This window comes from Pseudomonas sp. MLB6B (assembly GCF_054508135.1).
In genome coordinates this window covers 4,056,070-4,079,562 of record NZ_CP199313.1, presented here as the reverse complement: position 1 = coordinate 4,079,562, position 23,493 = coordinate 4,056,070, and the positions used below count along the sequence as shown (strand labels likewise).

Genomic DNA, 23,493 nt, shown 5'->3' with positions numbered 1-23,493 from the left:
GTGATTTGAGGGCACGGCTTGAGGCCCCACAAATAAACAAATCAAGGGCGACCGTTCGCTGCCCGCCCCCGATACCCATGCTTCTCCAGCTCCAAGCCTTCGACAACCCGCTCCACCCCGGAAAACCCTACCCGCATATCCCGCCCTGTCGGCTGCTGATACAAACTCAACCCAAACTCCGGCAACACCGCCAGCAGGTAATCGAAAATATCCCCCTGAATCCGCTCGTAATCCGCCCATGCCGTAGTCCGGGTGAAGCAGTACAGCTCGAGCGGTACGCCCTCGGCGGTGGCCTCCATCTGCCGCACCATGCAGGTCATGTTCTGATGGATGTCGGGGTGGTTCTGCAGATAGGCCAAGGCATAGGCGCGGAAGGTGCCGATGTTGGTGAGCTTGCGGCGGTTCGCGGTGAGTTCCTCGCCCAAGCCTTGGGCCTCGTTCCACTCGTGAAGCTCCTTACGCTTGGTGGTGAGGTAGTCGCCCAGCAAACGCACGTTGATCAGGCGCTGTTCCTCTTCGCTGGTGAGGAAGCGCACGCTGGACACGTCGATACTCAAGCCGCGCTTGATCCGCCGCCCACCTGATTGCTGCATGCCACGGTAGTTGCGGAACGACTCGCTCATCAAGCGCCAGGTGGGGATGGAAACGATGGTCTTGTCGAAGTTCTGCACCTTCACCGTGTTCAGGCTGATGTCCACCACATCGCCATCGGCACCCACCTGCGGCATCTCGATCCAGTCGCCCACATGCAGCATGTCGTTGCTGGTCAACTGCACGCTGGCCACGAACGACAGCAACGTGTCCTTGTAGACCAACAGCAGCACTGCCGACATGGCGCCCAAACCCGAGAGCAGCAACAGCGGCGAACGGTCGATCAGGGTGGCGACGATGACGATGATGGCGAACACCCACAGCACCATCTTGGCCAGTTGCACGTAGCCCTTGATAGAGCGGGTGCGGGCGTGTTCGGTGCGGGCGTAGATGCCGAGCAGGGCGTCGAGCAGGCACGACAGCGCCAGGCTCAGGAACAGCAGCGTGGTGGCCAGGGCGACGTTGTCGAGGAAGTGCTCGGCGGTGGCGCCCAGTTGCGGTACCAGCTTCAGGCCGAACTGGATCACCAGCGACGGCACGGTCTGCGCCAGGCGGTGCAGCACCTTGTTGTGGCGCAGGTCGTCGACCCAGCGCAGTGCCGGTTGCCGCGCCAGCAGGCGGGCGCCGTGCAGCACCACGAAGCGGGCCAGGCGGCCGAGCAGGAAAGCGATCAACAGCAGCACGGCGAGGCCCAGGCCGGCGTGCAATATGGGGTGTTGGTCGAGGGTGCCCCAGACATCCAGGGCGTCGGTCCACAGTTGTTGGAAGTTCATAGCGATCAGCGAAGCCTGTATAGCGGTGTGATGTGCAATCGAGGTGCACGCGGGGGAGGGAGTTTGCCAAAAGAAACTCGGCTCCTTCGGCGGAAAACGTTACCCTATGCAACTGAATTCCCGCTACTTGCCCGAGGTTACCTCCGTGTTTTCCCAACTCACCCTGCACGAACGCCTGCTCAAAGCCGTGGCCGAGCTGAATTTTGTCGAGCCGACCCCGGTGCAGGCGGCGGCCATTCCCTTGGCCCTCGAAGGGCGAGACCTGCGGGTGACCGCGCAGACCGGTAGCGGCAAGACGGCCGCCTTCGTGCTGCCGATGCTCAACCGGCTGATCGACCTCAAAGGCCCACGGGTGGAAATCCGTGCCTTGATCCTGCTGCCCACCCGCGAGCTGGCTCAGCAGACCCTCAAGGAAGTGCAGCGCTTCGCCCAGTTCACCTACATCAAGGCCGGGCTGGTCACCGGCGGGGAAGACTTCAAGGAACAGGCTGCCATGCTGCGCAAGGTGCCGGACGTGCTGATCGGCACCCCGGGCCGCCTGCTCGAGCAGCTCAACGCCGGCAACCTCGACCTGTCCCACGTGCAGGTGCTGGTGCTCGACGAAGCCGACCGCATGCTCGACATGGGTTTCGCCGAGGACATGGAGCGCCTGTGCCATGAATGCGCCAACCGCGAGCAGACCCTGTTGTTCTCCGCCACTACCGGCGGTGCGGCCCTGCGCGACATGATCGGCAAGGTACTGAAGAACCCCGAGCACCTGATGCTCAACAGCGTTTCGCAACTGGCCGAGGGCACTCGCCAGCAGGTCATCACTGCCGACCACGATCAGCACAAAGAGCAGATCATCCAGTGGCTGCTGGCCAACGAGACCTATAAGAAGGCGATCATCTTCAGCAACACCCGAGTCATGGCCGACCGCATCTACGGCCACCTGGTGGCCAAGGACATCAAGGCCTTCGTCCTGCACGGCGACAAGGACCAGAAAGACCGCAAGCAGGCCATCGACCGCTTCAAGGAAGGCGGCTCCAAGGTGCTGGTGGCCACCGACGTGGCGGCCCGTGGCCTGGACATCGACGGCCTGGACCTGGTGATCAACTTCGACATGCCGCGCAGTGGCGACGAGTACGTTCACCGCATCGGCCGTACCGGCCGCGCAGGTGGGGAAGGCCTGGCGATTTCGCTGATCACCCACAACGACTGGAACCTGATGTCGAGCATCGAGCGCTACCTCAAGCAGCAGTTCGAGCGCCGGGTGATCAAGGAAGTCAAAGGCACTTACAGCGGGCCGAAGAAGGTTAAGGCGTCGGGCAAGGCCGCTGGCGTGAAGAAGAAAAAGACCGATAAGAAAGCGGGCGACAAGAAGGCGGGTGATAAGAAGGTAGCCGCCAAGCGTAAGCCAACTGCCAAGCCGAAGAAGAACGCGCCGCTGGCCAGCGCTGATGGTATGGCACCGCTGAAGAAGCGTGCGCCGGCTGCAGAGTGAGTTGTGCGTTTGCCGGGGCATGGACGCTGTAGGTGGCGGTGCCCTGGCAATGTTGCTTTAGCTTGATGCCAGTCAGTCAAAAATAGGTGGGCCTGGTTTGGACGGTGCGCTGATGCCGGGCCTAAGGTGTTGGGGCTGTTGGGGCTGTTGGGGCTGTTGGGGCTGTTGGGGCTGTTGGGCCGGCGATGCCGGCCATCGCGGCTAAAGCCGCTCCTACAAAGATTCGCCTGAGAGGCTTATGGTCGTGCCGTGCTTTTCAAGCAATCACCACCAACCGGGTCGGGGCGCTGAACTGGCTACTCTTCACGCTTGACCGATCAACCTTATCCCTTAGCCGGTCTTCTTCTCCGCCGCTTTCAGTTCTTGCACACGCCGGTCGATCAGTTGGCATTTGTCCGACAAGTCTTTGCTGGCGCTGTCCAGCTGCATGTTCTGCAACTCCTCGTTGATCTCCTTGGCTTTCTGCGGATCCTGCTCGGTCAGTTGCGTGACCAGGCCGGCCAGTGCCTCGCGTTTGGCGGTGGCTTCTTCCGGGGTGCAGGCCCAGGCGGGCAGGGTGCAGAGCAGTGCAGCGGCGCAGGCCAGGTTCGACAGGGGTGTCATCGTGCATTCTCCATTGCGGTGATGTGCGGTGGAGCTGCCACGATTGGCGAAGTTCAGCGAAACTGACTGAGCAGTCAGTCCATATCGTTGTGAACACCACCTCGCCGCGCCGGTCCCAAGCATGTCATTCATCCGTTGCTTCGCGAGGTTACGCCGATGTCTACCTATGACTGGGACCTGATCGAACGCCTGCTCCATGAAGTGCAAAACGGTGCGGGCGAAAACTTCACGCCACGCCCTTACGCCGAGCAGCACGCCGCTGCCAAAGCCGCCGCCGGCGAGCCGGTCGGGGATGTCGATGCGCTCAAGAGCCGTGCCTGCGAGTACGAGAAAGTGTTGTTGGAACGTGGTTTCATCGACCATCGCCCGGAAAGCGAAGGTGGCAATGGCGAGAACTTCGTGCTCACACCAACCGGTTCGCGGCTGTTGAGTTTGATCGACAGCAGCATTCCAGGGTTCGAGCATCCGCGCCAGGTGCTGGACGAGCAGCCCGATGCGCTGGACCCGACCACGTTCGAACAGGTCTCGGCTAAAGCGCAAATCTCTGGAGGGGCGTGCCAATAGATATGAGCTGACGGGCCTCATCTGTAGGAACGATGCCGTGGTTGCCCAGATGCAGGGGCCGCCACGGTTTGTGTCTTGTGTTCTCTCGCTCAGGTCTACGGAATTCGAAACAGAACACCGTCCGACCGGTGGCTGCCCACGAAATTTCAATCATTCGTAGATCTTGCCGCAGTACAGGAAAACCGCGAACTGCTGCCACGGATTGGATGGTTGCAGGCCTTGGCTGGCTCCGAAGTCACTGTCTTCGGCCCAGGCGATGGCACTTTCCAGGAATCCCTCGACCGTGTCGTTCTGCCACTCCGTGCTTTCGGAAGCGTGTGCGGTCTTGTCCGCCACCAAAGCACGCGCAAAGCGTAAAAACGTTTGAGGGTCATTGACTTGATGGAGCAGGGATTGCAAATCCATTGTTGTGTGTCCTTTTGGCCCACGCGACCAGGGCATGCGTACGACGCCGGCGTGTACTTGTAGGGGGGTCGTCATGCAATGACTTGAGGCTGGATTGACTGGGCGCGGTTATTGGCACACGCCCCCATTCCACCGAAATCCATATAGCCCTCGGCAGTCACTGCCAAGCACCAAATCCCGGATGAATCAAAGAAGTAATGATGCTGCGGGATGTCATTGACCACATAGGCTAAAAATCCTGGAAAAATCTCAGGCCTGATCGACAGTGCAATATCCAGCGCCGCGTCGTTGATATAGAAAATCTGCCCGTGTGCAGGCAGTGCGTTCAACACGTCGTATGTTTTCAGAAAGGCATTCAATTGCGGCGCGCAGTCCGCTTGGCCCAGATCGATGGGCGCTACGCTGTGCCAATCCAACTGTCCCCATGCGATCTTCGAACCCTTCCAAGGAAAGGCGTTGGACAGTCTGTCGGCTACCGGCTCCCAGTCTTCGATGACCTCGGGTCGAGGGCTGAACCTCTCGATGTTAATTAGCACCTGCTCTTCGAGATTCATTGTGGTCTCCCTGTAATCCGAGCGTGAGCCACATGGCCTGCGCCGCTCAATGGCTGATGACCTGGCCACTTGCAGCGTGGGTGAAGTCGTCTATTTAACACCTGCGATCGGGTTTGCCGAAGCATCACTGTACCCAGCCTGGCAAGTTCTGGGTCCGACATGACTACCGAATCAATGACGTCGGCGGTGTCGGCCATTGCTTCGAACGCTTCGTATAGACCCTGGCGGGCCACAGGCCTGCACCGGATAATCCCTACTTTCCTGTCTCAGCGAGCCATTGCCATGCCCATGCTCCACTTTCGAGGCCGCTCATGACCGTAGCGCGCAAACAGCCCGACCGCTTCGCTTTCCAGCTGATGATGCTGCTGTGCCTGATCTGGGGCAGTCAGCAGATCATGATCAAATGGGCCGCGCCGGACATCGACCCGGTGATGCAGGCGGCCTTTCGCAACGGCATCGCCGGGCTGCTGGTAGGCCTGTTGGTGAGCTGGCGGCGGGAGTGGGGGCAACTCCGCGACACATGGCGCGGCGGGCTGTTGGCAGGTGCCTTGTTCGGTCTGGAATTTCTGTTCATCGCCGAGGGGCTGAAGCTGAGTTCGGCGGCGCACATGTCGGTGTTCCTCTACACCGCACCGATCTTCACGGCCCTGGGCCTGCACTTCATGTTGCCCAGCGAGCGTTTGCGCCTGTTGCAATGGCTGGGCATCGCTTTGGCCTTCGCCGGTATCGCCGTCGCATTCGCAGGGGGCACGTCGTTGAGCCAAATGGATGGAAGGGTGCTGCTGGGCGATGCCTTCGGTGTGTTGGCCGGCCTTGCCTGGGGCGCCACCACGGTGGTGGTGCGCGGCTCGCGCCTGTCGGAAGCGCCGGCGTCGCTCACGCTGTTCTATCAGCTGTTGGTGGGCTTCGCCGGTTTACTGGTGGTAGCGCTGTTCAGCGGCAAGATCGGCCAGGTGTCGCTGACGCCCTTGGCCATCGGCAGCGTGCTGTTCCAGGGCGTGGTGGTGTCGTTCGTCAGCTACCTGACCTGGTTCTGGTTGCTGCGCAAATACCTGGCCTCCAACCTGGCGGTGTTCTCGTTCGTCACGCCCTTGTTCGGCGTGACGTTCGGCGTGCTGTTGCTGGGCGAGTCGCTGAGCCTGAATTTCGTATTGGGCGCATTGCTGGTGTTGGCAGGAGTGGTGCTGGTCAGTGCCGAGCCGTGGGTGCGCCGACAATTGCGGCGGTGGCTCGGTTGAGCATCTGAATGGCTTCCTAAAAGGGCGATATTCGATCTACAGCAACAAAGGGAAATAGTTAGCCGACTGTCGGGACTGTCTTTCAGCCCTTGAACCAAGGCAGACTTACCTCCATCTGTAGGATTAGTCGGGTGCGTAGTTCAGTAATCGGACTAAGATCTGTACGAAGCATCGCTGAAACGTTTTGCCGCAAGGCTTACCCGTAAAGGGGGCACCATGAACGACCTTATGCACAACTGGCTTCACGACCTGGGCGTCGCGCTCGGCCTCATCCCACCGCCGCTACAGCCGGTGCCGATTCCCACCGACGAGCAGCGCAAGCGCCAGCCGCGCCGGCGTTGATCGCAAAGCCGATGCCACAACGGGCGTCGGCTTTTTCAGGGTCGGGCCAAACGCCGGATTTTCCCCGAGTTGTGGCACACTGCCGCCGCCCAGGAGAAGCCTATGTCCCGACCTCGCTGCGAGCGCTGCCTGCGCCCGCTGACCCACTGCCTTTGCGCGCTGATTCCCCATCTTCATAGCCGCCACCGTGTGCTGTTGCTCCAGCATCCCAGCGAGAGTACCCATGCCTTGAACACGGCGCGACTGGCCGCGCTGGGCCTGGCCAATGCGCAATTGGCGGTGGGTGAAGTGTTCTCCGAATTGGCCGATTGGCTAAACATGCCCGATTACCGGCCAGTGTTGCTGTTTCCGGGGGAAGCGGCGGTGGCACTTGCCGATACAGGCTCGGCAGGAGATCCAAGGCCACTATTGCTGGTGGTGCCCGACGCCACGTGGCGCAAGGCGCGCAAGCTGCTGTACCTCAACCCGGTCCTGCAAGCGCTGCCCCGCGTGACCTTGAGCGGCGGTGGCGTATCGCGTTACCGCGTGCGCAAAGCGCCGACGGCCGAGGCGTTGTCGACCATAGAGGCCGTGGTGCAGGCGTTGAACGAGCTGGAGGGAGAGGGGCGATTCGATGCGTTGCTCAGGCCGTTCGAGGCGCTGATCGAGGGGCAGATCCGGGCGATGGGGGAGGAGACGTTCGCGCGCAATCATGGGGGCGGGTGAATCGATCGGGGCCGCTATGCGGCCCCGATTTGTACAGCTCGGGTCAGTAACTCAGTTGCCTTTGACCGACTTGCCGTCCACCGTGCCATCCTGCAGCACGATCACGTATTCCTTGCCATCGGTTTCCACCTGGCGCAATTGCACCAGCAGGTAATCCCAGCTCTTGGCGAACCACAGCTCAGTGATGCGCTTGCTCTGGCTCGGGTCGCGCACGCGCTCGACCTTGATCGCATCGACGTTGCCGGTTTTGGTGGCGACGCTTTCGGTGCCCAGGACGCGGAAATCGTAGGTATCGATCTCGTCACCGTCGACGACCTGATACGTCATGCTCTTCTTGCCGGCGGCCACGTCATGCTGCAGGGCCAACTGGTACGAGGACTTGTCCAGCACGCCGCGGTTGAGCGGCAGGCTGACGGCGTCGCCGCGATCGCTGCCGGTGACCTTCTTGCCGGTCCAGTCGAACTTCAGGTCGACCTTCTTGGCCTTGCCCAGCCCGCCACGCTCGAAGTGGTACGTCTGCGGTTGCAGCGTATCGTTCTCCATGCGCACGGTGCTTTGCTCGGTCAGGCTGGCGATCATCATCGAGGCTTTGAAGTTGAGGTCCCAAGTGCCGTTGGCGTTTTTCACCAAGCTGCGCTCGGCGGTGCCACTCATGGGCAGTTGCTTCCAGTCGGCGGTGTAGCTGGCCGAAAACGGCTTCAATTCAGCGGCCTGCAGGGGCAGGGCGAGCACGGCGAGAGCCATGAGCAGGGCACGACGCATACATTCTCCTAAGGTCGGATCAGGTGGCCGCTGGCCGGCAGCGGCGAGCCATCGAGTAACGCACCCTGGTCGCCGAGACGCAAGCGCCCTTCGGCGAACCAGCGCACGGCCAGCGGGTAGATCTGGTGTTCCTGGTGGTGCACGCGCTGAGCCAGGCTCTGGGCGGTGTCGCCAGGTTCAACGGGAATCACTGCCTGTACGACCAACGGCCCACCATCGAGTTCCTCGGTGACGAAGTGCACGCTGCAGCCGTGCTCGGCATCGCCCGCTTCCAGGGCGCGCTGGTGCGTGTGCAGGCCCTTGTAGCGTGGCAGTAGGGAAGGGTGGATGTTCAGCAGGCGGCCCTGGTAGTGACGGACGAAACCGCCACTGAGGATGCGCATGAAACCGGCGAGGATCACCAAGTCGGGTTCGAAACCGTCGACCAGCGCCATCAGCGCCGCGTCGAAGGCTTCGCGCCCGTCGAAACCGGTATGTTCCAACAGCGCCGTGGGAATCCCGGCAGCCTTGGCCCGTTGCAGGCCATAGGCGTCGGCGCGGTTGGCGACCACGCCGCATACGCGCACGGGGCTGTGCGCGTCGCGGCTGCTGTCGATCAGGGCTTGCAAGTTGCTGCCAGAACCCGACAGCAACACCACTACATTGCAGAAAGCCTCGGGCATCAGTGTGCCTTGACGTTGTGCAACACCACTTGTGCGGCGCCTTCGGCGGCCTGCTCGATACGGCCGATCACCCAAGGCTGCTCACCGGCATCGCGCAGCGAAGCGAGGGCCGCATCGACGTGCTCCTGTGCGACGCAGATGACCATGCCCACGCCGCAGTTGAGCACACGGTGCATTTCGTGTTCGTCGACGTTGCCTTTTTCCTGCAGGAAATCGAACACCGCCGGGCGCTGCCAGCTGGCCACATCGACCACGGCCTGAGCGTTCTTGGGCAGTACGCGCGGGATGTTGTCGAGCAGGCCGCCGCCGGTGATGTGGGCCATGGCCTTGACCGCGCCGGTCTGCTTGATCAGTTGCAGCAGGGGCTTGACGTAGATGCGCGTCGGGGCCATCAGCAGGTCGGCCAATGGGGTACCACCCAGCTGGGTGGCGTCGATGTCGGTGCCGGACACTTCGAGGATCTTGCGGATCAGCGAGTAGCCGTTGGAGTGCGGGCCGGAGGACGGCAGCGCGATCAGGGCATCGCCGGTCGCGACCTTGGAGCCGTCGATGATCTCGGCCTTTTCCACTACGCCTACGCAGAAGCCGGCCAGGTCGTAGTCTTCGCCTTCGTACATGCCGGGCATTTCAGCGGTTTCGCCGCCGACCAGCGAGCAGCCGGCCAGTTCGCAGCCGGCACCGATGCCGGTGACCACGGTGGCGGCCACGTCGACGTTGAGCTTGCCGGTGGCGTAGTAGTCGAGGAAGAACAGCGGCTCGGCGCCGCACACCACCAGGTCGTTGACGCACATGGCGACCAGGTCCTGGCCGATGCTGTCGTGCTTGTTCAGGTTCAGCGCCAGGCGCAGCTTGGTGCCGACGCCGTCGGTGCCGGAGACCAGCACGGGCTGTTTGTAGCCGGCCGGGATCTCGCAGAGGGCGCCGAAGCCGCCCAGGCCACCCATGACCTCAGGGCGTGCGGTGCGCTTGGCCACGCCCTTGATGCGTTCGACCAGTGCTTCGCCGGCGTCGATGTCTACACCGGCGTCCTTGTAGCTCAGGGAGGGTTGCTTGCTCATTGATCCAGGCCTTTAACGGGGAGGGATTCAGGAAAACGACCCTGACGGGCAAGGCCGGCGGTGGCGGCCGGCTGCCGGAGACGTCAGTGGTCTGCGAAGGCGCGCGATTTTATCAGGGTTGCCACGCAGCGGCCATCCTCAGGCCGACGGGCAGGGCGGTAAATAGGTAAAAACAGCAGCCTGCGCCATATAGAAGCGAAGCCTCTGTAGATAGAAGCGCACTGCCAATGCCGCGCGCCTGGCAAATCGCAAGCCGTTGATTTTCCTACCGCTGCCCGGCAGCGCGATTGTGCGCCCCGCACGGCGGGTATAGACTTTGCCGTCTTTTCACCTAAGGCCCCTGGGTTCTCGTGACCGCCGCCAGCATGAAACCGATCCAGTTGCCCCTGGGTGTGCGCCTTCGCGACGACGCCACCTTCATCAACTACTACCCCGGCGCCAATGCTGCGGCGCTGGGCTATGTCGAGCGGCTTTGCGAGGCCGACGCCGGCTGGACGGAAAGCCTGATCTACCTGTGGGGCAAGCAAGGGGTGGGGCGTTCGCACCTGTTACAGGCGGCCACGCATCGCTTTCAGCAGTTGGGGGAACCGGCGGTCTATCTGCCTCTGGCGCAACTGCTCGACCGCGGCATCGAACTGCTCGACCATTTGGAACAGTTCGAACTGGTGTGCATCGACGACCTGCACGTCATCGCCGGCAAGGCCGATTGGGAAGAGGCCATGTTCCACCTGTTCAATCGCCTGCGCGACAGCGGTCGGCGTCTGTTGCTGGCTGCGTCCAGCTCGCCCCGCGAACTGCCCATCCGCCTGCCGGACCTCAAATCGCGCCTGACCCTGGCCCTGATCTTCCAGATGCGCGGGCTTTCCGACGAAGACAAGCTGCGCGCCCTACAACTGCGCGCCTCGCGCCGCGGTTTGCAGATGACCGACGAAGTGGGCCATTTCATCCTCACTCGTGGTACGCGCAGCATGAGCGCTTTGTTCGATTTGCTTGAGCGCCTCGACCAGGCCTCGCTGCAAGCGCAGCGTAAGCTGACCATCCCGTTTTTGAAGGAAACCTTGGGCTGGTAACTGCCCAAGCGCTGCCTTCGATCACTGCAAAAACGAAAAGTCACATTTTTTTCGATTAAATTTGCAAATGGTTACAGGTGACGGCATAGTCTCCACCTTCCAAAACCACTTATCGCCACGGTCGTGCCCATGCTTACTCGCTTCGCACCCCTCGTGCCTCTCGCACTGGTGACCCTGCTTTTTGGCTGCGCCACTCAACCCGGCACCGTTTCCCAGCCTCAGGTTCAACCACACGTCGCTTCCCAGGTTTCGATCAAGGCCAAGCCATCGGCCTCTTCCGTCTTCACCGAACAAGACCTGGCCCTCGACGAAGAACAACACCCCGTCTTTTCCAGCGCCCAGCCCTACAAGCTGCCCGTGCTGGCCGACAGCATTCTGGAGCGTGGCAAGGAGCTGATCGGTACGCGCTACCGGTTCGGCGGCACCTCCGAGCAATCGGGCTTCGATTGCAGCGGCTTCATCGGTTACCTGTTCCGCGAAGAGGCGGGCATGTCGCTGCCGCGCTCGACCCGCGAAATGATCAACGTCGACGCGCCGAAAGTCGCGCGCAACAAGCTCAAGCCGGGCGACCTGCTGTTCTTCAGCACCAACGGCCGTGGCCGCGTCAGCCACGCCGGTATCTATCTGGGTGACAATCAGTTCATCCACTCCAGCAGCCGCCGCAGCGGCGGTGTGCGCATCGACAGCCTGGGCGATCGCTACTGGAGCAAAACCTTCATGCAGGCCAAACGCGCCTTGGCCATGGCGCCGACCAATCTCGCACGCAACTAATCGTTGCAGGGTGTTGTCGGTACACACGGCGATTAGCTGAAAAGCTAATCGCCGTGTGCATTTACAGAAAACGTCTAATCTAATTTCTCAACTCTTTCCGGCTATCGCCGATAGGTTTCCTACAGGACGTTCCGACCATGACGACAATGGTGCGCTTCGCTTTCCTGATGTCCGTTGCACTGCTGGGCGCCTGCTCCAGCCAGGCCCCAGCCCCGGTGCCCGCGCCGGTGGTCAAGCCGCAGATGACGTTCAACACCCAGCCAAGCTTTTCCCCCGTGGCCTCGGACGTGTTGTTCCGTGCCATCGGCCTGGTGGGCACGCCTTACCGCTGGGGCGGCAATACCCCGGACTCCGGATTCGATTGCAGTGGCCTGATCAAATACGTGTACAACGACGCCGCCGGCATCAGCCTGCCGCGCTCGACACGGGAAATGATCGTCATGCGCGCACCCAGCGTGAACATCAACGCACTGCAGTCGGGCGACATCGTGTTCTTCGCGACCGGTGGCGGCTCACAGGTCAGCCATGCGGGCATCTATGTGGGGGAGGGGCGTTTCGTGCATGCCCCGCGTACGGGCGGTACGGTGCGGTTGGACTATCTGTCGAACAGCTACTGGGCCAAGGCCTATCTGCAAGCCAAGCGGATCATTCCGGCGGGACATTTGGCGCAGAATCCCTAGGGTCAAAGCGGAGTTGGCGTGGGGCGCTCGGGTTGGATTCGAGGCATGGCGGTTGGATGCGTGGTCGCAGTCGGTTGAGCGGTATTGCCGACGGTAATGACAGGCACAACGGGTTCTGTGAGGCAATGCCGGCTCAGCTTGAGGGAAAGCTGGTTCAGCTTGAGGGAAAGCCGGTTCAGCTTGAGGGAGCGCACCGCCTGGGTTGGGCCGGCTTCGCCGGCCATCGCGGCTGAAGCCGCTCCTACAGTGTTCGGTTTGAAAGCGGCTGAAACCACTCATACAGTATGTGATGTAGAAGCGGTTTGAACCGTTCCCACAGCGTCCCGTGTAGGAGCGGCTTCAGCCGCGATGGACCGCAAAGCGGTCCCAGCCCAGGCCTACGCCGCCCCACGATCCAGACCGAGCGCCCCGAGCCATCTCATTTGCCAACCCCCGTCACCCGCCAAACTACATTCCCCACATCGTCCGCCACCAGCACGCCTCCGCGCCCATCGCCGACCACGCCCACCGGGCGCCCCATCGCTTTGCCTTCGTCATTGACGAAACCGCCGAGCAAGTCCACCGGCTGCCCCTTGGGCTTGCCGCTGTCGTCGAACGGCACGAACAGCACCTTGTAGCCGCTGAGCGGTTTGCGGTTCCAGGAACCATGCTGGCCGATCAACGCGCCCTGGGTGAAGGGCGCCGGCAAGGTGCCAGATGCGATGAAGGTCAGGCCCAGTGAGGCGGTATGCGGGCCGACGGCAAAATCCGGCACCAGAGCGCTGGCAACCTTGGCCGGATCTTGCGGATCGACGCGCGCGTCGACGTGCTGGCCGTAGTAGCTGTAGGGCCAGCCGTAGAAACCGCCGTCCTTGACCGAGGTGATGTAGTCGGGCACCAAGTCGCTGCCGATCTCGTCGCGCTCGTTCACCGCCGTCCACAAGGCCCCTGTGTGCGGCTCCCAGGCCAGGCCATTGGGGTTGCGCAGGCCGGTGGCGAACGGGCGCTGCCGGCCGTTGGCCGGGTCTACTTCCCAAATGGCGGCGCGGCCGCGTTCCTGGTCCAGACCGTTTTCGCCGACGTTGCTGTTGGACCCGACCGTCACATACAGCTTGCTGCCGTCCGGGCTGGCGATGACGTTCTTGGTCCAGTGGTGGTTGAGCGGACCGCCCGGCAGGTCGACCACTTTCTGCCCCGGGTCGCGTAATTGCATGGCACCTTCGGTGTAGGCGAAGCGCAGCAGTTTGTCGGTATCGGCAACGTAGAGGGTGTGGCCGATCAGCGCCATGCCGAAAGGCGAGTTGAGGTTTTCGATGAACGGGACACGCATTTCGGCGACGCCATCATGGTCGGCATCGCGCAGCAGTGTGATGCGATTGGCGCTGTGCACACCGGCGCCCGCGCGTTTCATTACCTTGTCTGCGATCCAGCCCTTGATGCCCTTGCTGTCGTCGGGCTTGGGCGGCGCATTGGTTTCGGCCACCAGCACATCACCGTTGGGTAGCACATACAGCCAGCGCGGGTGGTCGAGCCCCTCGGCGAAGGCGTTGACCTGGGTGCCCTTGGCAGCGATCGGTTTGCCACCGTCCGGCCAGCCGATGGCGGGGGCGATGTTCACCGTGGGAATGAGCGTCTTGTTCGGCGCCGGCAGCTCGGGCGTCGGGCCCGTGCCATCGGAAACCTGCAAGCGGGCGGACTCGCCGCACGCCGCCAGGCTTGTGGTCAAGGCAATCAGCAAACCGATACGCATCTGGGCCATGCAGGCATTCTCCGCAAACGGGAACCATCGACAAAATTGAGAGAGGCCGTATGGGAACGAGTTCCCTTGCGATGGATCGCGCAGCGGTTCCGGTAGCCCTCTCTGCGATCCGCCAAGCGAATGAGCGCGGTCCGTTCGGTGGCGCGTTCCAATCGTCGACGACAACCCGGGCCCACTCATCCCTGCCATCCACATTGACGCTCCGGGTGCAACCCTCTAACCTTCGCCGTTCGTTTCAGGTGCCCCGTGGACAAGCTTCCACCGGGGTGAAACTGGGAAGCCGGTGGGCGCCACAGCAGCGCGATTCCGGCGCTGCCCCCGCAACGGTAGGTGAGTCGAGCGACACGTACGGCCAGAAGCATCATCCTCTGGTGAACTGCGCAGCGCCCGAGGGCCAAGGCCCCGCTCACAAGCCCGGAGACCGGCCTGTCACTGTCTTATATCGGTATCACGGAGGGTGATGCGCGGTGCTCCGTGGCGTAAGGCCGTGGCTGCTGCGCGCCTCCGTGTCTGCCTGCCTTATCGACCTACCGGCGCCTGTTCAGGCGCCGCGGCCCGCGGAGACCCCCATGAACGAATCCCCCGAGCGCGACGAACGCCACTTGGCCCGCATGCAGCGCAAGAAAGCGCTGATGGACGACCGCATCGCCAATTCCCCCAACGAATGCGGCCTGCTGCTGGTGCTGACCGGCAACGGCAAAGGCAAGAGCAGCTCGGCCTTCGGCATGCTCGCCCGCGCCATGGGCCACGGCATGCGCTGCGGCGTGGTGCAGTTCATCAAGGGCCGCAACAGCACCGGTGAAGAACTGTTCTTCCGACGCTTCCCCGAGCAGGTCAGCTACCACGTGATGGGCGAAGGCTTCACCTGGGAAACCCAGGACCGCCAGCGCGACATCGCCGCCGCCGAAGCGGCCTGGGCGGTGTCGCGGCAATTGCTGCAAGACCCGGCCGTGGAGTTCGTCGTGCTCGACGAACTGAACATCGCCCTCAAGCATGGCTACCTGGACCTCGACCAGGTACTGACCGACCTGCAGGCGCGCCCGCCCATGCAGCATGTGATCGTCACCGGCCGCGGCGCCAAGCCCGAGCTGGTCGAGCTGGCCGACACCGTCACCGAGATGGGCGTGGTCAAGCACGCCTTCCAGGCCGGCATTCGGGCACAGAAGGGCGTGGAGCTGTGAGCGAACGCCGACACTGTCCGGCGGTGCTGATCGCCGCGCCCGCTTCCGGGCAGGGCAAGACCACCGTCACCGCCGCCCTGGCGCGCCTGCACCGCAACCTCGGGCGGCGGGTGCGGGTGTTCAAGTGCGGGCCGGACTTTCTCGACCCGATGATCCTCGAACGCGCCAGCGGCGCGCCGGTGTACCAACTGGACATGTGGATGATCGGCGAGGCCGAAAGCCGGCGCTTGCTGTGGCAGGCCGCCGCCGAGGCCGACCTGATCCTCATCGAAGGCGTCATGGGCCTGTTCGACGGCACCCCGTCGAGCGCCGACCTGGCCCGCCATTTCGGCGTGCCGGTACTGGCAGTGATCGACGGCACGGCCATGGCCCAGACCTTCGGCGCCCTGGCCCTGGGCCTGGCGCGCTACCAACCCGACCTGCCGTTCGCCGGCGTGCTGGCCAACCGGGTCGGCAGCCTGCGCCACGCGCAACTGCTCGAAGGCAGCCTGAGCGAAGGGCTGCGCTGGTACGGCGGGCTGTCGCGCGAGCGCGGCATCGAGCTGCCCAGCCGCCACCTGGGGCTGGTCCAGGCCAGCGAACTGAACGATCTGGACGCGCGCCTGGACGCCGCCGCGCAGGCGCTCGGCGAAAGCTGTGACGCCACCTTGCCGCCGCCGGTGGGCTTCGACGCGCCGGAGCCGGTCGAGGTGCGCCCGGCCCTGCACGGCGTGCATATTGGCATCGCCCGCGACGAGGCCTTCGCCTTTGCCTACGGCGCCAACCTCGACCTGCTGCGCGCCCAGGGCGCGACCCTGCATTTCTTCTCGCCCCTGCACGACCAAGTACTGCCCGCAGTCGACAGTCTGTACCTACCTGGCGGCTACCCCGAACTGCACCACCACGCCCTGGCCGCCAACGCACCGATGCTGGCGGCGATTCGCGCCCACCACGCAGCCGGTAAGCCGCTGCTAGCCGAATGCGGCGGCATGCTGTACCTGCTCAATGCGTTGACCGACGTCGCCGGCGAGCGTGCCGAACTGGTCGGCCTGTTGCGCGGCGAAGCCACCATGCAGAAGCGCCTGGCGGCCCTGGCCTTGCAAACGGTGACCTTGCCCGAAGGCACCTTGCGTGGGCACACCTACCACCACTCGCTGACCACCACCGACGAGACGCCCATCGCCCGTGGCCTGAGCCCCAACGGCGGGCGCGGCAACGAGGCGGTGTATCGCCTGGGCCGCACGACCGCTTCCTACGTGCATTTCTATTTCCCCTCCGACCCCGAAGCGGCGGCGGCGCTGTTGCGACCATGAGCGAACACGCCTTCACCGACGCCGAGCGCGCGGCGGTCTACCGCGCCATCGGCGAGCGCCGCGACATGCGCCATTTCGCCGGGGGCGAGGTGGCGCCGGCCCTGTTGCAGCGCCTGCTGCACGCCGCGCACCAGGCGCCGAGCGTCGGCCTGATGCAGCCCTGGCGCTTCATCCGCATCACCCGCCGGGCGCTGCGCGACGACATTCACCAGTTGGTCGAGGCCGAACGCCTGCGCACCGCCGAGGCACTGGGCGAGCGCGGCGACACCTTCATGCGGCTCAAGGTCGAAGGCATCCACGACTGCGCCGAGGTGCTGGTCGCAGCGCTGATGGACCAGCGCGAAGGGCACATCTTCGGCCGCCGCACCTTGCCGGAAATGGACCTCGCCTCCCTGGCCTGCGCCATCCAGAACCTGTGGCTGGCCGCCCGTGCCGAAGGGCTGGGGCTGGGCTGGGTGTCGTTGTTCGATCCGCAGGCGCTGGGCGACCTGCTGGGCCTGCCGGCCGGCGCCAAGGCGGTGGCGGTGCTGTGCCTGGGGCCGGTCACCGAGTTCTACCCAGCGCCCATGCTGGTCCAGGAGCGATGGGCCGAAGCCCGGCCCCTCGAAGACATGCTGTACGAAAACCATTGGGGAGAACGCCCGTGAGCGTCGCCATGCTGACCGTGGCCGGGGTGGCGCTCGACGCCTTGCTCGGCGAACCTTCGCGCCGCCACCCGCTGGTGGGCTTCGGCAACCTGGCTAGCGCCCTGGAGCGGCGCCTCAACCCTGGTGGCCGGGGCTGGCGCAGCCATGGGGTGAGCGCCTGGTGCCTGGCCGTACTGCCGCTGACGCTGCTGGCGCTGATCCTGTCGTGGCTGCCGATCGTCGGCTGGCTGGTGGACGTGCTGGCGCTGTACTGTGCGCTGGGCCTGCGCAGCCTGGGCGAACATGTGCTGCCGGTGGCCAATGCGCTGCGCCAGGGGGATCTGGACGAGGCGCGGCGCCGCGTGGGTTATCTGGTCAGCCGCGAAACCGCCGAACTCGACGAACCCGCCGTGGCCCGCGCCGCCACCGAATCGGTGCTGGAAAACGGCAGCGACGCGGTGTTCGCCACCCTGTTCTGGTTCGTCGTGGCCGGAGCGCCAGGCGTGGTGCTGTACCGCCTGAGCAACACCCTCGATGCCATGTGGGGCTACCGCAACGAGCGCTTCGAGCGCTTCGGCTGGGCCGCGGCGCGTATCGACGACGTGCTCAACTACGTGCCCGCACGCTTGGTGGCGCTGACCTACGCGTTACTGGGCAAGACGCGTCTGGCGCTCGCCTGCTGGAAGCGCCAGGCGCCGCTGTGGGACAGCCCCAACGCCGGCCCGGTGATGGCCGCCGGAGCCGGCGCCTTGGGCGTGGAGCTGGGCGGGCCGGCGGTGTACCACGGCGAGCTGCACGAACGCGCGCGCCTGGGCGCAGGCGAGGGCGCCGACGCCGACGCCATCGAGCGTGGTTGGGACTTGGTGCAGCGCAGCGTGTGGCTGTGGTTGCTGATCATTTGCCTGGGAGCCTACCTGGATGCTTGAACACGGCGGACGACTACTGCGCGCCAGCCTCGACTACGGCATTGCCCGCGGCGACTGGCTGGACCTGTCCAGTGGGATCGCCCCTTGGGCCTATCCCATTCCCGAGATTCCCCACGCCGCCTGGGCGCGCCTGCCGGAAACCGAAGACGGCCTGGAACAGGCGGCGTGCGCCTATTACGGCGCCACGCAACTGTTGCCGGTGGCCGGTTCCCAGGCAGCGATCCAGGCCCTGCCGTTGCTGCGCGCGCGCAGCCGGGTCGGGGTGCTGAGCCCGTGTTATGCCGAGCACCCGCATGCCTGGCAGCGCGCCGGGCACGAATTGCTGGCACTGGCCGACGACCAGGTCGAGGCTGCGCTCGACAGTCTGGATGTGCTGCTACTGGTCAACCCCAACAACCCCACTGGCCGGCTGCTGCCCCGTGCGCGGATGCTCGACTGGCATGCGCGCCTGGCCGCACGCGGCGGTTGGTTGGTGGTCGATGAAGCCTTCATCGACAACGATCCGCACCAGAGCCTGGCCGGCTGCGCCGAGCGCCCGGGCCTGATCGTGCTGCGTTCATTCGGCAAGTTCTTCGGCCTGGCCGGGGTGCGCCTGGGCTTCGTGCTGGCCGAAGCCGACCTGTTGCAGCGCCTGGCCGACTACTTGGGGCCGTGGACCATCGCCGGGCCGACCCGCGTGCTGGGCCAGGCCTGCCTGGCCGACGGCGCCACCCACGACCTGCAACGCATCCGCTGCGCCGCCGCCAGCCGCCGCCTGGCCGAGCAGCTGAGCGGCGCAGGGCTGGCGCCCAGCGGCGGTTGCGACCTGTTCCAGTACCTGCGCCTGCCGCAAGCGGCGCAGCTGCATGACTTTCTCGCCCGCCGCGGCATTCTCGTGCGCCTGTTCGAGGAGCCCGCCGCCCTGCGCCTGGGCCTGCCGCCCAGCGCCGCCGACGAACGTCGCCTCGGCCAGGCCCTGGCGGCCTACCAGAAGGACCACCCATGACCACCCTGATGGTGCAAGGCACCACCTCCGATGCCGGCAAGAGCACGCTGGTCACCGCGCTGTGCCGCTGGCTGCTGCGCCATGGCACCGCCGTGGTGCCGTTCAAGCCGCAGAACATGGCGCTCAACAGCGCCGTTACCGCCGACGGCGGCGAGATCGGCCGTGCCCAGGCGGTGCAGGCCCAGGCCTGCCGCCTGGCGCCGCACACCGACATGAACCCGGTGCTGCTCAAGCCCAACAGCGACACCGGCGCCCAGGTCATCATCCATGGCCGCGCGGTGGCCAGCATGAACGCCGTGGCCTACCACGACTACAAGGCCATCGCTCTGGAGGCCGTGCTGGCCTCGCATGGGCGTTTGCAGGCGCAGTACCCGGTGGTGATGGTCGAAGGCGCCGGCTCGCCGGCCGAAATCAACCTGCGCGCCGGCGACATCGCCAACATGGGTTTCGCCGAAGCGGTGGACTGCCCGGTGATTCTGGTCGCCGACATCAACCGTGGCGGCGTCTTCGCCCACCTGGTCGGCACCCTGGAGCTGCTCTCGCCCAGCGAGCAGGCGCGGGTGAAGGGCTTCGTCATCAACCGCTTCCGGGGCGACATCGCCTTGCTGCAACCGGGGTTGGACTGGCTGGAGGCACGTACGGGCAAGCCGGTGCTGGGGGTGTTGCCCTTCGTCAGCGACCTGCACCTGGAAGCCGAGGACGGCATCGACCGCCGGCAGACCGCCAAAGAAGCGCAGGTGCTGAGAGTGGTCGTGCCGGTGCTGCCGCGCATCAGCAACCACACCGATTTCGACCCGTTGCGACTGCACCCGCAGGTGGATTTGCAATTCATCGGCCCTGGCCAGGCGATCCCGCCCGCCGACCTGATCATCTTGCCCGGCTCCAAGAGTGTGCGCGGCGATCTCGCGCAGTTGCGCGCCGGTGGGTGGGACACCGCCATCGCCCGACACCTGCGCTACGGCGGCAAGCTCATCGGCATCTGTGGCGGCTTGCAGATGCTCGGCCATGAGGTGCGCGATCCCCATGGCCTGGAAGGGCCGGCCGGCAGCAGCGCCGGGCTGGGCCTGCTCGACTACGCCACGGTGCTGGAGCAGGAGAAACAGCTGCGCAATGTGCAGGGCGAGCTGAGCTTGGGCCAAGCGCCGGTGACCGGCTACGAAATCCACGCCGGCGTCACCCAAGGCCCAAGTCTGGAGCATCCGGCGGTACGCCTGGCCGATGGCCGTTGCGACGGCGCCCTGAGTGCCGACGGGCAGGTGCTGGCGACCTACCTGCACGGTTTGTTCGAGGGCCGCGAGTCGTGCGCCGCGCTGCTGCGCTGGGCCGGGCTGGAGGCCGTGCGGGAGATCGACTACCACGCCCTGCGCGAACGCGACATCGAACGATTGGCCGATCTGGTCGAGCGCCATCTGGATACCGCGCTGCTGCGTCAACTTTGTGGAGTGGACTGAACCCATGCACAGTTTCATCCTCGGCGGCGCCCGTTCGGGCAAGAGCCGCCTGGCCGAAGGCCTGGCGGCCGACAGCGGCCTGGCGGTCACCTACATCGCCACCAGCGCGCCGCTCGACGGCGAAATGCACGAGCGGGTGCGCCTGCATCGCGAGCGCCGCCCCAGCGAATGGGCCTTGGTCGAAGAGCCGCTGGCCCTGGCCGATGTGTTGCGCACCCATGCCGCCGAAGACCGTTGCCTGCTGGTCGATTGCCTGACCTTATGGCTGACCAACCTGCTGATGCTCGAAAACGACGCGCGGCTCAACGCCGAATGCGAGGCGTTGCTCGACTGCCTGGCGCAGTTGCCGGGCCGGGTGATCCTGGTCAGCAACGAAACCGGCCTGGGCGTGGTGCCCCTCGGCGAACTGACCCGTCGCTACGTCGACTTGGCCGGCACCCTGCACCAAGCGGTTGCCGCGCGCTGCCAGCAGGTAGTGCTGAGCGTGGCCGGCCTGCCCCTGACCCTGAAAGGACCTGCGCTATGACTTCACTCTGGTGGCAGGGCGCTTGCCGCCCTGTCGATACCGCCGCCATGGCCCAGGCCCAGGCGCGTCAACAGCAATTGACCAAGCCGGCGGGTTCGCTCGGCCAGCTGGAAACCCTGGCGATACGCCTGGCCGGTCTGCAAGGCCGCGAGCGGCCGAGCCTTGAGCAGGTGGCGATCGGCATCTTCGCCGGCGACCACGGCGTGGTGGTCGAAGGGGTGTCAGCCTATCCGCAGGCGGTGACCGGGCAGATGCTCGGCAACTTCGTCGCCGGGGGCGCGGCGATCAGCGTGCTGGCGCGGCAACTGGACGCCAGCTTGGACGTGGTGGACCTGGGCACCGTCGATGCGCAATTGACGCTGCCGGGCGTGCGCCACCTGCGCCTGGGCGCGGGTACCGGCAACTTCCTGCACGGCCCGGCGATGGACGAGGCGCAGTTGCACGGCGCCTTGCAGGCCGGCCGCGACTGCGCCCAACGCGCCCAGAGCGGTGGCGCGCAGTTGTTCATCGGCGGTGAGATGGGCATCGGCAACACGACTGCCGCCGCCGCCGTGGCCAGTGTGCTGCTGGCGTGCGCGCCCGATGAGTTGAGCGGGCCGGGTACGGGCCTGGATGCCGCCGGGGTGCGGCACAAAGCGGCGGTGATCGAGCAGGCTCTGGCGCTGCACAGGCTGCGTGCGGACGAGCCGCTGCGGGCATTGGCCTGCGTGGGCGGTTTCGAAATCGCGGCCCTGGCCGGCGCCTATCTGGCCTGTGCCCAAGCCGGCATCGTGGTGCTGGTCGATGGCTTCATCTGTAGCGTCGCGGCGCTGCTGGCAGTGCGCCTGAACCCGAGCTGCGAGGCCTGGTTGCTGTACGCCCACAGCGGCGCCGAGCCTGGCCATGCCCGTGTGCTGCAAGCCTTGCAGGCCGAGCCGTTGCTGCAACTGGGCCTGCGCCTGGGCGAGGGCAGCGGTGCGGCGCTGGCAGTGCCACTGTTGCGCCTGGCCTGTGCGTTGCACGGGCAGATGGCGACGTTCGCTGAAGCCGCCGTCGCGGATCGCCCGGCATGATCCTCGACCTGTTGCGCCACGGCGAGACCGAACTGGGCGGCGGCCTGCGCGGCAGCCTGGACGATGCCCTGACCGAACTGGGGTGGGCGCAGATGGACACGGCCGTCGCCGCTGCGGGGCCGTGGGACGTGCTGCTGAGCTCGCCTTTGCAGCGCTGCGCACGCTTCGCCGAGGGGCTGGCCGAACGCCTCGATCTGCCGCTTGAAATCCTCCCAGCCTGGCAGGAGTTGCATTTCGGCGAGTGGGAGGGGCGCAGCGCGGCGCAGTTGATGCAGACCGATGCCGACGCGTTGGGCCGCTTCTGGTCCGACCCCTACGCCTACACGCCGCCTGGGGGCGAACCGGTGGCAGCCTTCGCCAAGCGCGTAGGGCAGGCCTTGCGCGAGGCGCGCCAGCGTCACCGGGGCCAGCGGGTGCTGCTGGTGACCCATGGCGGCGTCATGCGCTTGCTGCTGGCCCAGGCCCGCGGCCTGCCGCGCGCGCACTTGCTGCAGGTGGAGGTGGGCCACGGCGCGCTGCTGCGCCTGGACCTGGACGGCTACGATGCCCGTGCCGAGGGGGCGCACTGACATGCTGCCCTGGTGGATCGCCTTGCAATTTCTCAGCAGCCTGCCGGTGAGCCTGCCGGGCATGCCGAGCCCCGCGCAAATGGGCCGCTCGGTGTTGTGGTATCCGGCGGTGGGCCTGCTGTTCGGCGCCTTGCTGTGGCTCGGCAGCTTGCTGCTGCATGGCAGTCCGGCGCCGTTGCAGGCTGCGTTGCTCTTGAGCCTGTGGGTGGGCTTGAGCGGCGCGCTGCACCTCGACGGCCTGGCCGACAGCGCCGACGCCTGGCTGGGCGGCTTCGGCGACCGCGAGCGCACCTTGCAGATCATGAAGGACCCGCGCAGCGGCCCCATTGCGGTGGTGACCCTGATGCTGGTGTTGCTGCTCAAGTTCTGCGCGCTGTGGGCCTTGCTGGAGCAGGGCGCCGGTGCCTGGTTGCTGCTGGCGCCTGTGGTCGGGCGTGCGGCGTTGCTGGCGCTTTTGCGCGACACGCCCTACGTGCGTGCGGGCGGCTTGGGCGCTGCCTTGGCCGAACACTTGCCACGCGACCGCGCATTTCAGGTGGTCCTGAGCTGCGCCGGCGGTTGTGTGTTGCTCGGCGGCTGGACTGCGGTGTGGGTCCTATCGCTGGTGCTGATCGCCTTCTGCTGGCTGCGCCGCGCCATGTGCAAGCGGTTAGGCGGGACCACGGGCGACACTGCCGGCGCCATGCTCGAGTTGCTGGAACTGGTGGTGGTCGTAGGACTGGCGTTGGTGCTGAGCTAAGGCCTGGGAAAGGTCTGACAGGATTGGGCGACTCACCCCGCACGGCGCGTCTACGTCTTGTAGAAGCGCCGCCGTGCGAAGGCTGGTTAAGCTTCAGCCCCCTTCAACGACCGAGTCTTCCTCCATGTTCCGATGGTTACTCGCCGG

The 23,493-nt window shown here is 65.2% G+C and carries 26 protein-coding genes and 1 riboswitch; of the genes, 18 read left to right on the top strand and 8 right to left on the bottom strand.

All coding sequences use genetic code 11. The annotated features are described in order from the left end of the window. Positions 1 to 41: 41 nt before the first annotated feature. On the bottom strand, positions 42 to 1,364 hold the full coding sequence (locus tag ACSMEV_RS18025; protein ID WP_459206350.1) for a mechanosensitive ion channel family protein: 1,323 nt from the start codon (positions 1,362 to 1,364) through the stop codon (positions 42 to 44). Between the two features lie 106 nt (positions 1,365 to 1,470). On the opposite strand from ACSMEV_RS18025, the gene ACSMEV_RS18020 reads away from it, so the two are divergent. After that, positions 1,471 to 2,847, top strand: coding sequence for a DEAD/DEAH box helicase (locus ACSMEV_RS18020; protein WP_459206349.1), 1,377 nt, complete (start codon positions 1,471 to 1,473; stop codon positions 2,845 to 2,847). Positions 2,848 to 3,177: 330 nt separating this feature from the next. Here the strand turns inward: ACSMEV_RS18020 and ACSMEV_RS18015 are convergent, their stop codons facing one another. After that, positions 3,178 to 3,450: a hypothetical protein gene (locus ACSMEV_RS18015; RefSeq protein ID WP_459206348.1), complete on the bottom strand. Its 273-nt coding sequence runs from the start codon at positions 3,448 to 3,450 to the stop codon at positions 3,178 to 3,180. A gap of 156 nt (positions 3,451 to 3,606) precedes the next feature. Here ACSMEV_RS18015 and ACSMEV_RS18010 point away from each other — a divergent pair, with 156 nt between their 5' ends. Further along, positions 3,607 to 4,014, top strand: a complete 408-nt coding sequence (locus ACSMEV_RS18010) for a transcriptional regulator (protein WP_459206347.1) — start codon at positions 3,607 to 3,609, stop codon at positions 4,012 to 4,014. Between the two features lie 150 nt (positions 4,015 to 4,164). On the opposite strand, the gene ACSMEV_RS18005 is transcribed toward ACSMEV_RS18010, so the two are convergent. After that, a complete protein-coding gene (locus ACSMEV_RS18005) occupies positions 4,165 to 4,419 on the bottom strand; it encodes a DUF7660 family protein (protein WP_459206346.1) in 255 nt (84 codons plus the stop codon). A gap of 71 nt (positions 4,420 to 4,490) precedes the next feature. Beyond that, positions 4,491 to 4,973: a hypothetical protein gene (locus ACSMEV_RS18000; RefSeq protein WP_459206345.1), complete on the bottom strand. Its 483-nt coding sequence runs from the start codon at positions 4,971 to 4,973 to the stop codon at positions 4,491 to 4,493. Between the two features lie 311 nt (positions 4,974 to 5,284). Between ACSMEV_RS18000 and ACSMEV_RS17995 the strand changes: the two genes are divergently transcribed. The 3 genes from ACSMEV_RS17995 to ACSMEV_RS17985 all read left to right on the top strand — a co-directional run bounded on the left by ACSMEV_RS17995 (position 5,285) and on the right by ACSMEV_RS17985 (position 7,258). Then, positions 5,285 to 6,211, top strand: a complete 927-nt coding sequence (locus tag ACSMEV_RS17995) for a DMT family transporter (protein WP_459206344.1) — start codon at positions 5,285 to 5,287, stop codon at positions 6,209 to 6,211. Between the two features lie 216 nt (positions 6,212 to 6,427). Beyond that, a complete protein-coding gene (locus tag ACSMEV_RS17990; RefSeq protein ID WP_459206343.1) occupies positions 6,428 to 6,553 on the top strand; it encodes a PA1414 family protein in 126 nt (41 codons plus the stop codon). A 102-nt stretch (positions 6,554 to 6,655) separates the two neighbouring features. After that, complete coding sequence (locus ACSMEV_RS17985) at positions 6,656 to 7,258, top strand: tRNA-uridine aminocarboxypropyltransferase (protein WP_459206342.1); 603 nt, start codon at positions 6,656 to 6,658, stop codon at positions 7,256 to 7,258. Positions 7,259 to 7,309: 51 nt separating this feature from the next. Here the strand turns inward: ACSMEV_RS17985 and ACSMEV_RS17980 are convergent, their stop codons facing one another. The 3 genes from ACSMEV_RS17980 to purM are packed head-to-tail and all read right to left on the bottom strand — an operon-like array spanning position 7,310 to position 9,740. After that, positions 7,310 to 8,020, bottom strand: a complete 711-nt coding sequence (locus ACSMEV_RS17980) for a DUF3108 domain-containing protein (RefSeq protein ID WP_459206341.1) — start codon at positions 8,018 to 8,020, stop codon at positions 7,310 to 7,312. Positions 8,021 to 8,028: 8 nt separating this feature from the next. After that, on the bottom strand, positions 8,029 to 8,682 hold the full coding sequence (gene purN, locus ACSMEV_RS17975; RefSeq protein WP_313740691.1) for a phosphoribosylglycinamide formyltransferase: 654 nt from the start codon (positions 8,680 to 8,682) through the stop codon (positions 8,029 to 8,031). Beyond that, positions 8,682 to 9,740, bottom strand: coding sequence for a phosphoribosylformylglycinamidine cyclo-ligase (purM, locus tag ACSMEV_RS17970; protein ID WP_459206340.1), 1,059 nt, complete (start codon positions 9,738 to 9,740; stop codon positions 8,682 to 8,684). The genes purN and purM overlap by 1 nt, the downstream gene beginning before the upstream one ends. Positions 9,741 to 10,105: 365 nt before the next feature. Between purM and hda the strand changes: the two genes are divergently transcribed. From hda to ACSMEV_RS17955, 3 genes are all read left to right on the top strand, one after another. Then, positions 10,106 to 10,810, top strand: coding sequence for a DnaA regulatory inactivator Hda (gene hda / locus ACSMEV_RS17965; protein ID WP_296269031.1), 705 nt, complete (start codon positions 10,106 to 10,108; stop codon positions 10,808 to 10,810). A gap of 129 nt (positions 10,811 to 10,939) precedes the next feature. Beyond that, a complete protein-coding gene (locus ACSMEV_RS17960) occupies positions 10,940 to 11,581 on the top strand; it encodes a C40 family peptidase (RefSeq protein WP_459206339.1) in 642 nt (213 codons plus the stop codon). A gap of 137 nt (positions 11,582 to 11,718) precedes the next feature. Next, positions 11,719 to 12,261 (top strand): C40 family peptidase, encoded by a 543-nt coding sequence (locus ACSMEV_RS17955; protein WP_459206338.1) that lies wholly within the window; start codon positions 11,719 to 11,721, stop codon positions 12,259 to 12,261. Between the two features lie 418 nt (positions 12,262 to 12,679). On the opposite strand, the gene ACSMEV_RS17950 is transcribed toward ACSMEV_RS17955, so the two are convergent. Further along, on the bottom strand, positions 12,680 to 13,999 hold the full coding sequence (locus tag ACSMEV_RS17950; RefSeq protein WP_459206337.1) for a PQQ-dependent sugar dehydrogenase: 1,320 nt from the start codon (positions 13,997 to 13,999) through the stop codon (positions 12,680 to 12,682). Between the two features lie 220 nt (positions 14,000 to 14,219). After that, positions 14,220 to 14,443: riboswitch (cobalamin riboswitch) on the top strand. 125 nt (positions 14,444 to 14,568) lie between these two features. Here ACSMEV_RS17950 and cobO point away from each other — a divergent pair. Genes cobO through ACSMEV_RS17900 form a run of 10 tightly spaced genes read left to right on the top strand, consistent with a single transcriptional unit; the run spans position 14,569 to position 23,346 of the window. Then, positions 14,569 to 15,180 carry a cob(I)yrinic acid a,c-diamide adenosyltransferase gene (gene cobO, locus ACSMEV_RS17945; RefSeq protein WP_296268886.1) on the top strand — a complete coding sequence of 204 codons (612 nt, stop codon included), beginning with the start codon at positions 14,569 to 14,571 and terminating at the stop codon, positions 15,178 to 15,180. Next, positions 15,177 to 16,472 carry a cobyrinate a,c-diamide synthase gene (locus ACSMEV_RS17940; protein ID WP_459206336.1) on the top strand — a complete coding sequence of 432 codons (1,296 nt, stop codon included), beginning with the start codon at positions 15,177 to 15,179 and terminating at the stop codon, positions 16,470 to 16,472. Before cobO ends, ACSMEV_RS17940 begins: the two co-directional genes overlap by 4 nt. Continuing rightward, positions 16,469 to 17,119 (top strand): 5,6-dimethylbenzimidazole synthase, encoded by a 651-nt coding sequence (gene bluB, locus ACSMEV_RS17935; protein ID WP_459206335.1) that lies wholly within the window; start codon positions 16,469 to 16,471, stop codon positions 17,117 to 17,119. Before ACSMEV_RS17940 ends, bluB begins: the two co-directional genes overlap by 4 nt. Beyond that, the gene (gene cbiB, locus ACSMEV_RS17930) at positions 17,116 to 18,024 is read left to right on the top strand and encodes an adenosylcobinamide-phosphate synthase CbiB (RefSeq protein WP_459206334.1); all 909 of its coding nucleotides are present in this window, start codon (positions 17,116 to 17,118) and stop codon (positions 18,022 to 18,024) included. The genes bluB and cbiB overlap by 4 nt, the downstream gene beginning before the upstream one ends. Further along, a complete protein-coding gene (gene cobD / locus ACSMEV_RS17925) occupies positions 18,017 to 19,009 on the top strand; it encodes a threonine-phosphate decarboxylase CobD (protein ID WP_459206333.1) in 993 nt (330 codons plus the stop codon). Before cbiB ends, cobD begins: the two co-directional genes overlap by 8 nt. After that, the gene (locus tag ACSMEV_RS17920) at positions 19,006 to 20,460 is read left to right on the top strand and encodes a cobyric acid synthase (RefSeq protein WP_459206332.1); all 1,455 of its coding nucleotides are present in this window, start codon (positions 19,006 to 19,008) and stop codon (positions 20,458 to 20,460) included. Before cobD ends, ACSMEV_RS17920 begins: the two co-directional genes overlap by 4 nt. Positions 20,461 to 20,464: 4 nt before the next feature. Further along, positions 20,465 to 20,986 (top strand): bifunctional adenosylcobinamide kinase/adenosylcobinamide-phosphate guanylyltransferase, encoded by a 522-nt coding sequence (gene cobU / locus ACSMEV_RS17915; RefSeq protein WP_459206331.1) that lies wholly within the window; start codon positions 20,465 to 20,467, stop codon positions 20,984 to 20,986. Beyond that, entirely contained in the window at positions 20,983 to 22,038 is a 1,056-nt protein-coding gene (gene cobT / locus ACSMEV_RS17910) for a nicotinate-nucleotide--dimethylbenzimidazole phosphoribosyltransferase (RefSeq protein WP_459206330.1), read from the top strand. Before cobU ends, cobT begins: the two co-directional genes overlap by 4 nt. Next, the gene (locus ACSMEV_RS17905) at positions 22,035 to 22,607 is read left to right on the top strand and encodes a histidine phosphatase family protein (protein WP_459206329.1); all 573 of its coding nucleotides are present in this window, start codon (positions 22,035 to 22,037) and stop codon (positions 22,605 to 22,607) included. Before cobT ends, ACSMEV_RS17905 begins: the two co-directional genes overlap by 4 nt. A gap of 1 nt (position 22,608) precedes the next feature. Then, complete coding sequence (locus ACSMEV_RS17900) at positions 22,609 to 23,346, top strand: adenosylcobinamide-GDP ribazoletransferase (RefSeq protein WP_459206328.1); 738 nt, start codon at positions 22,609 to 22,611, stop codon at positions 23,344 to 23,346. Positions 23,347 to 23,493: the final 147 nt, after the last annotated feature.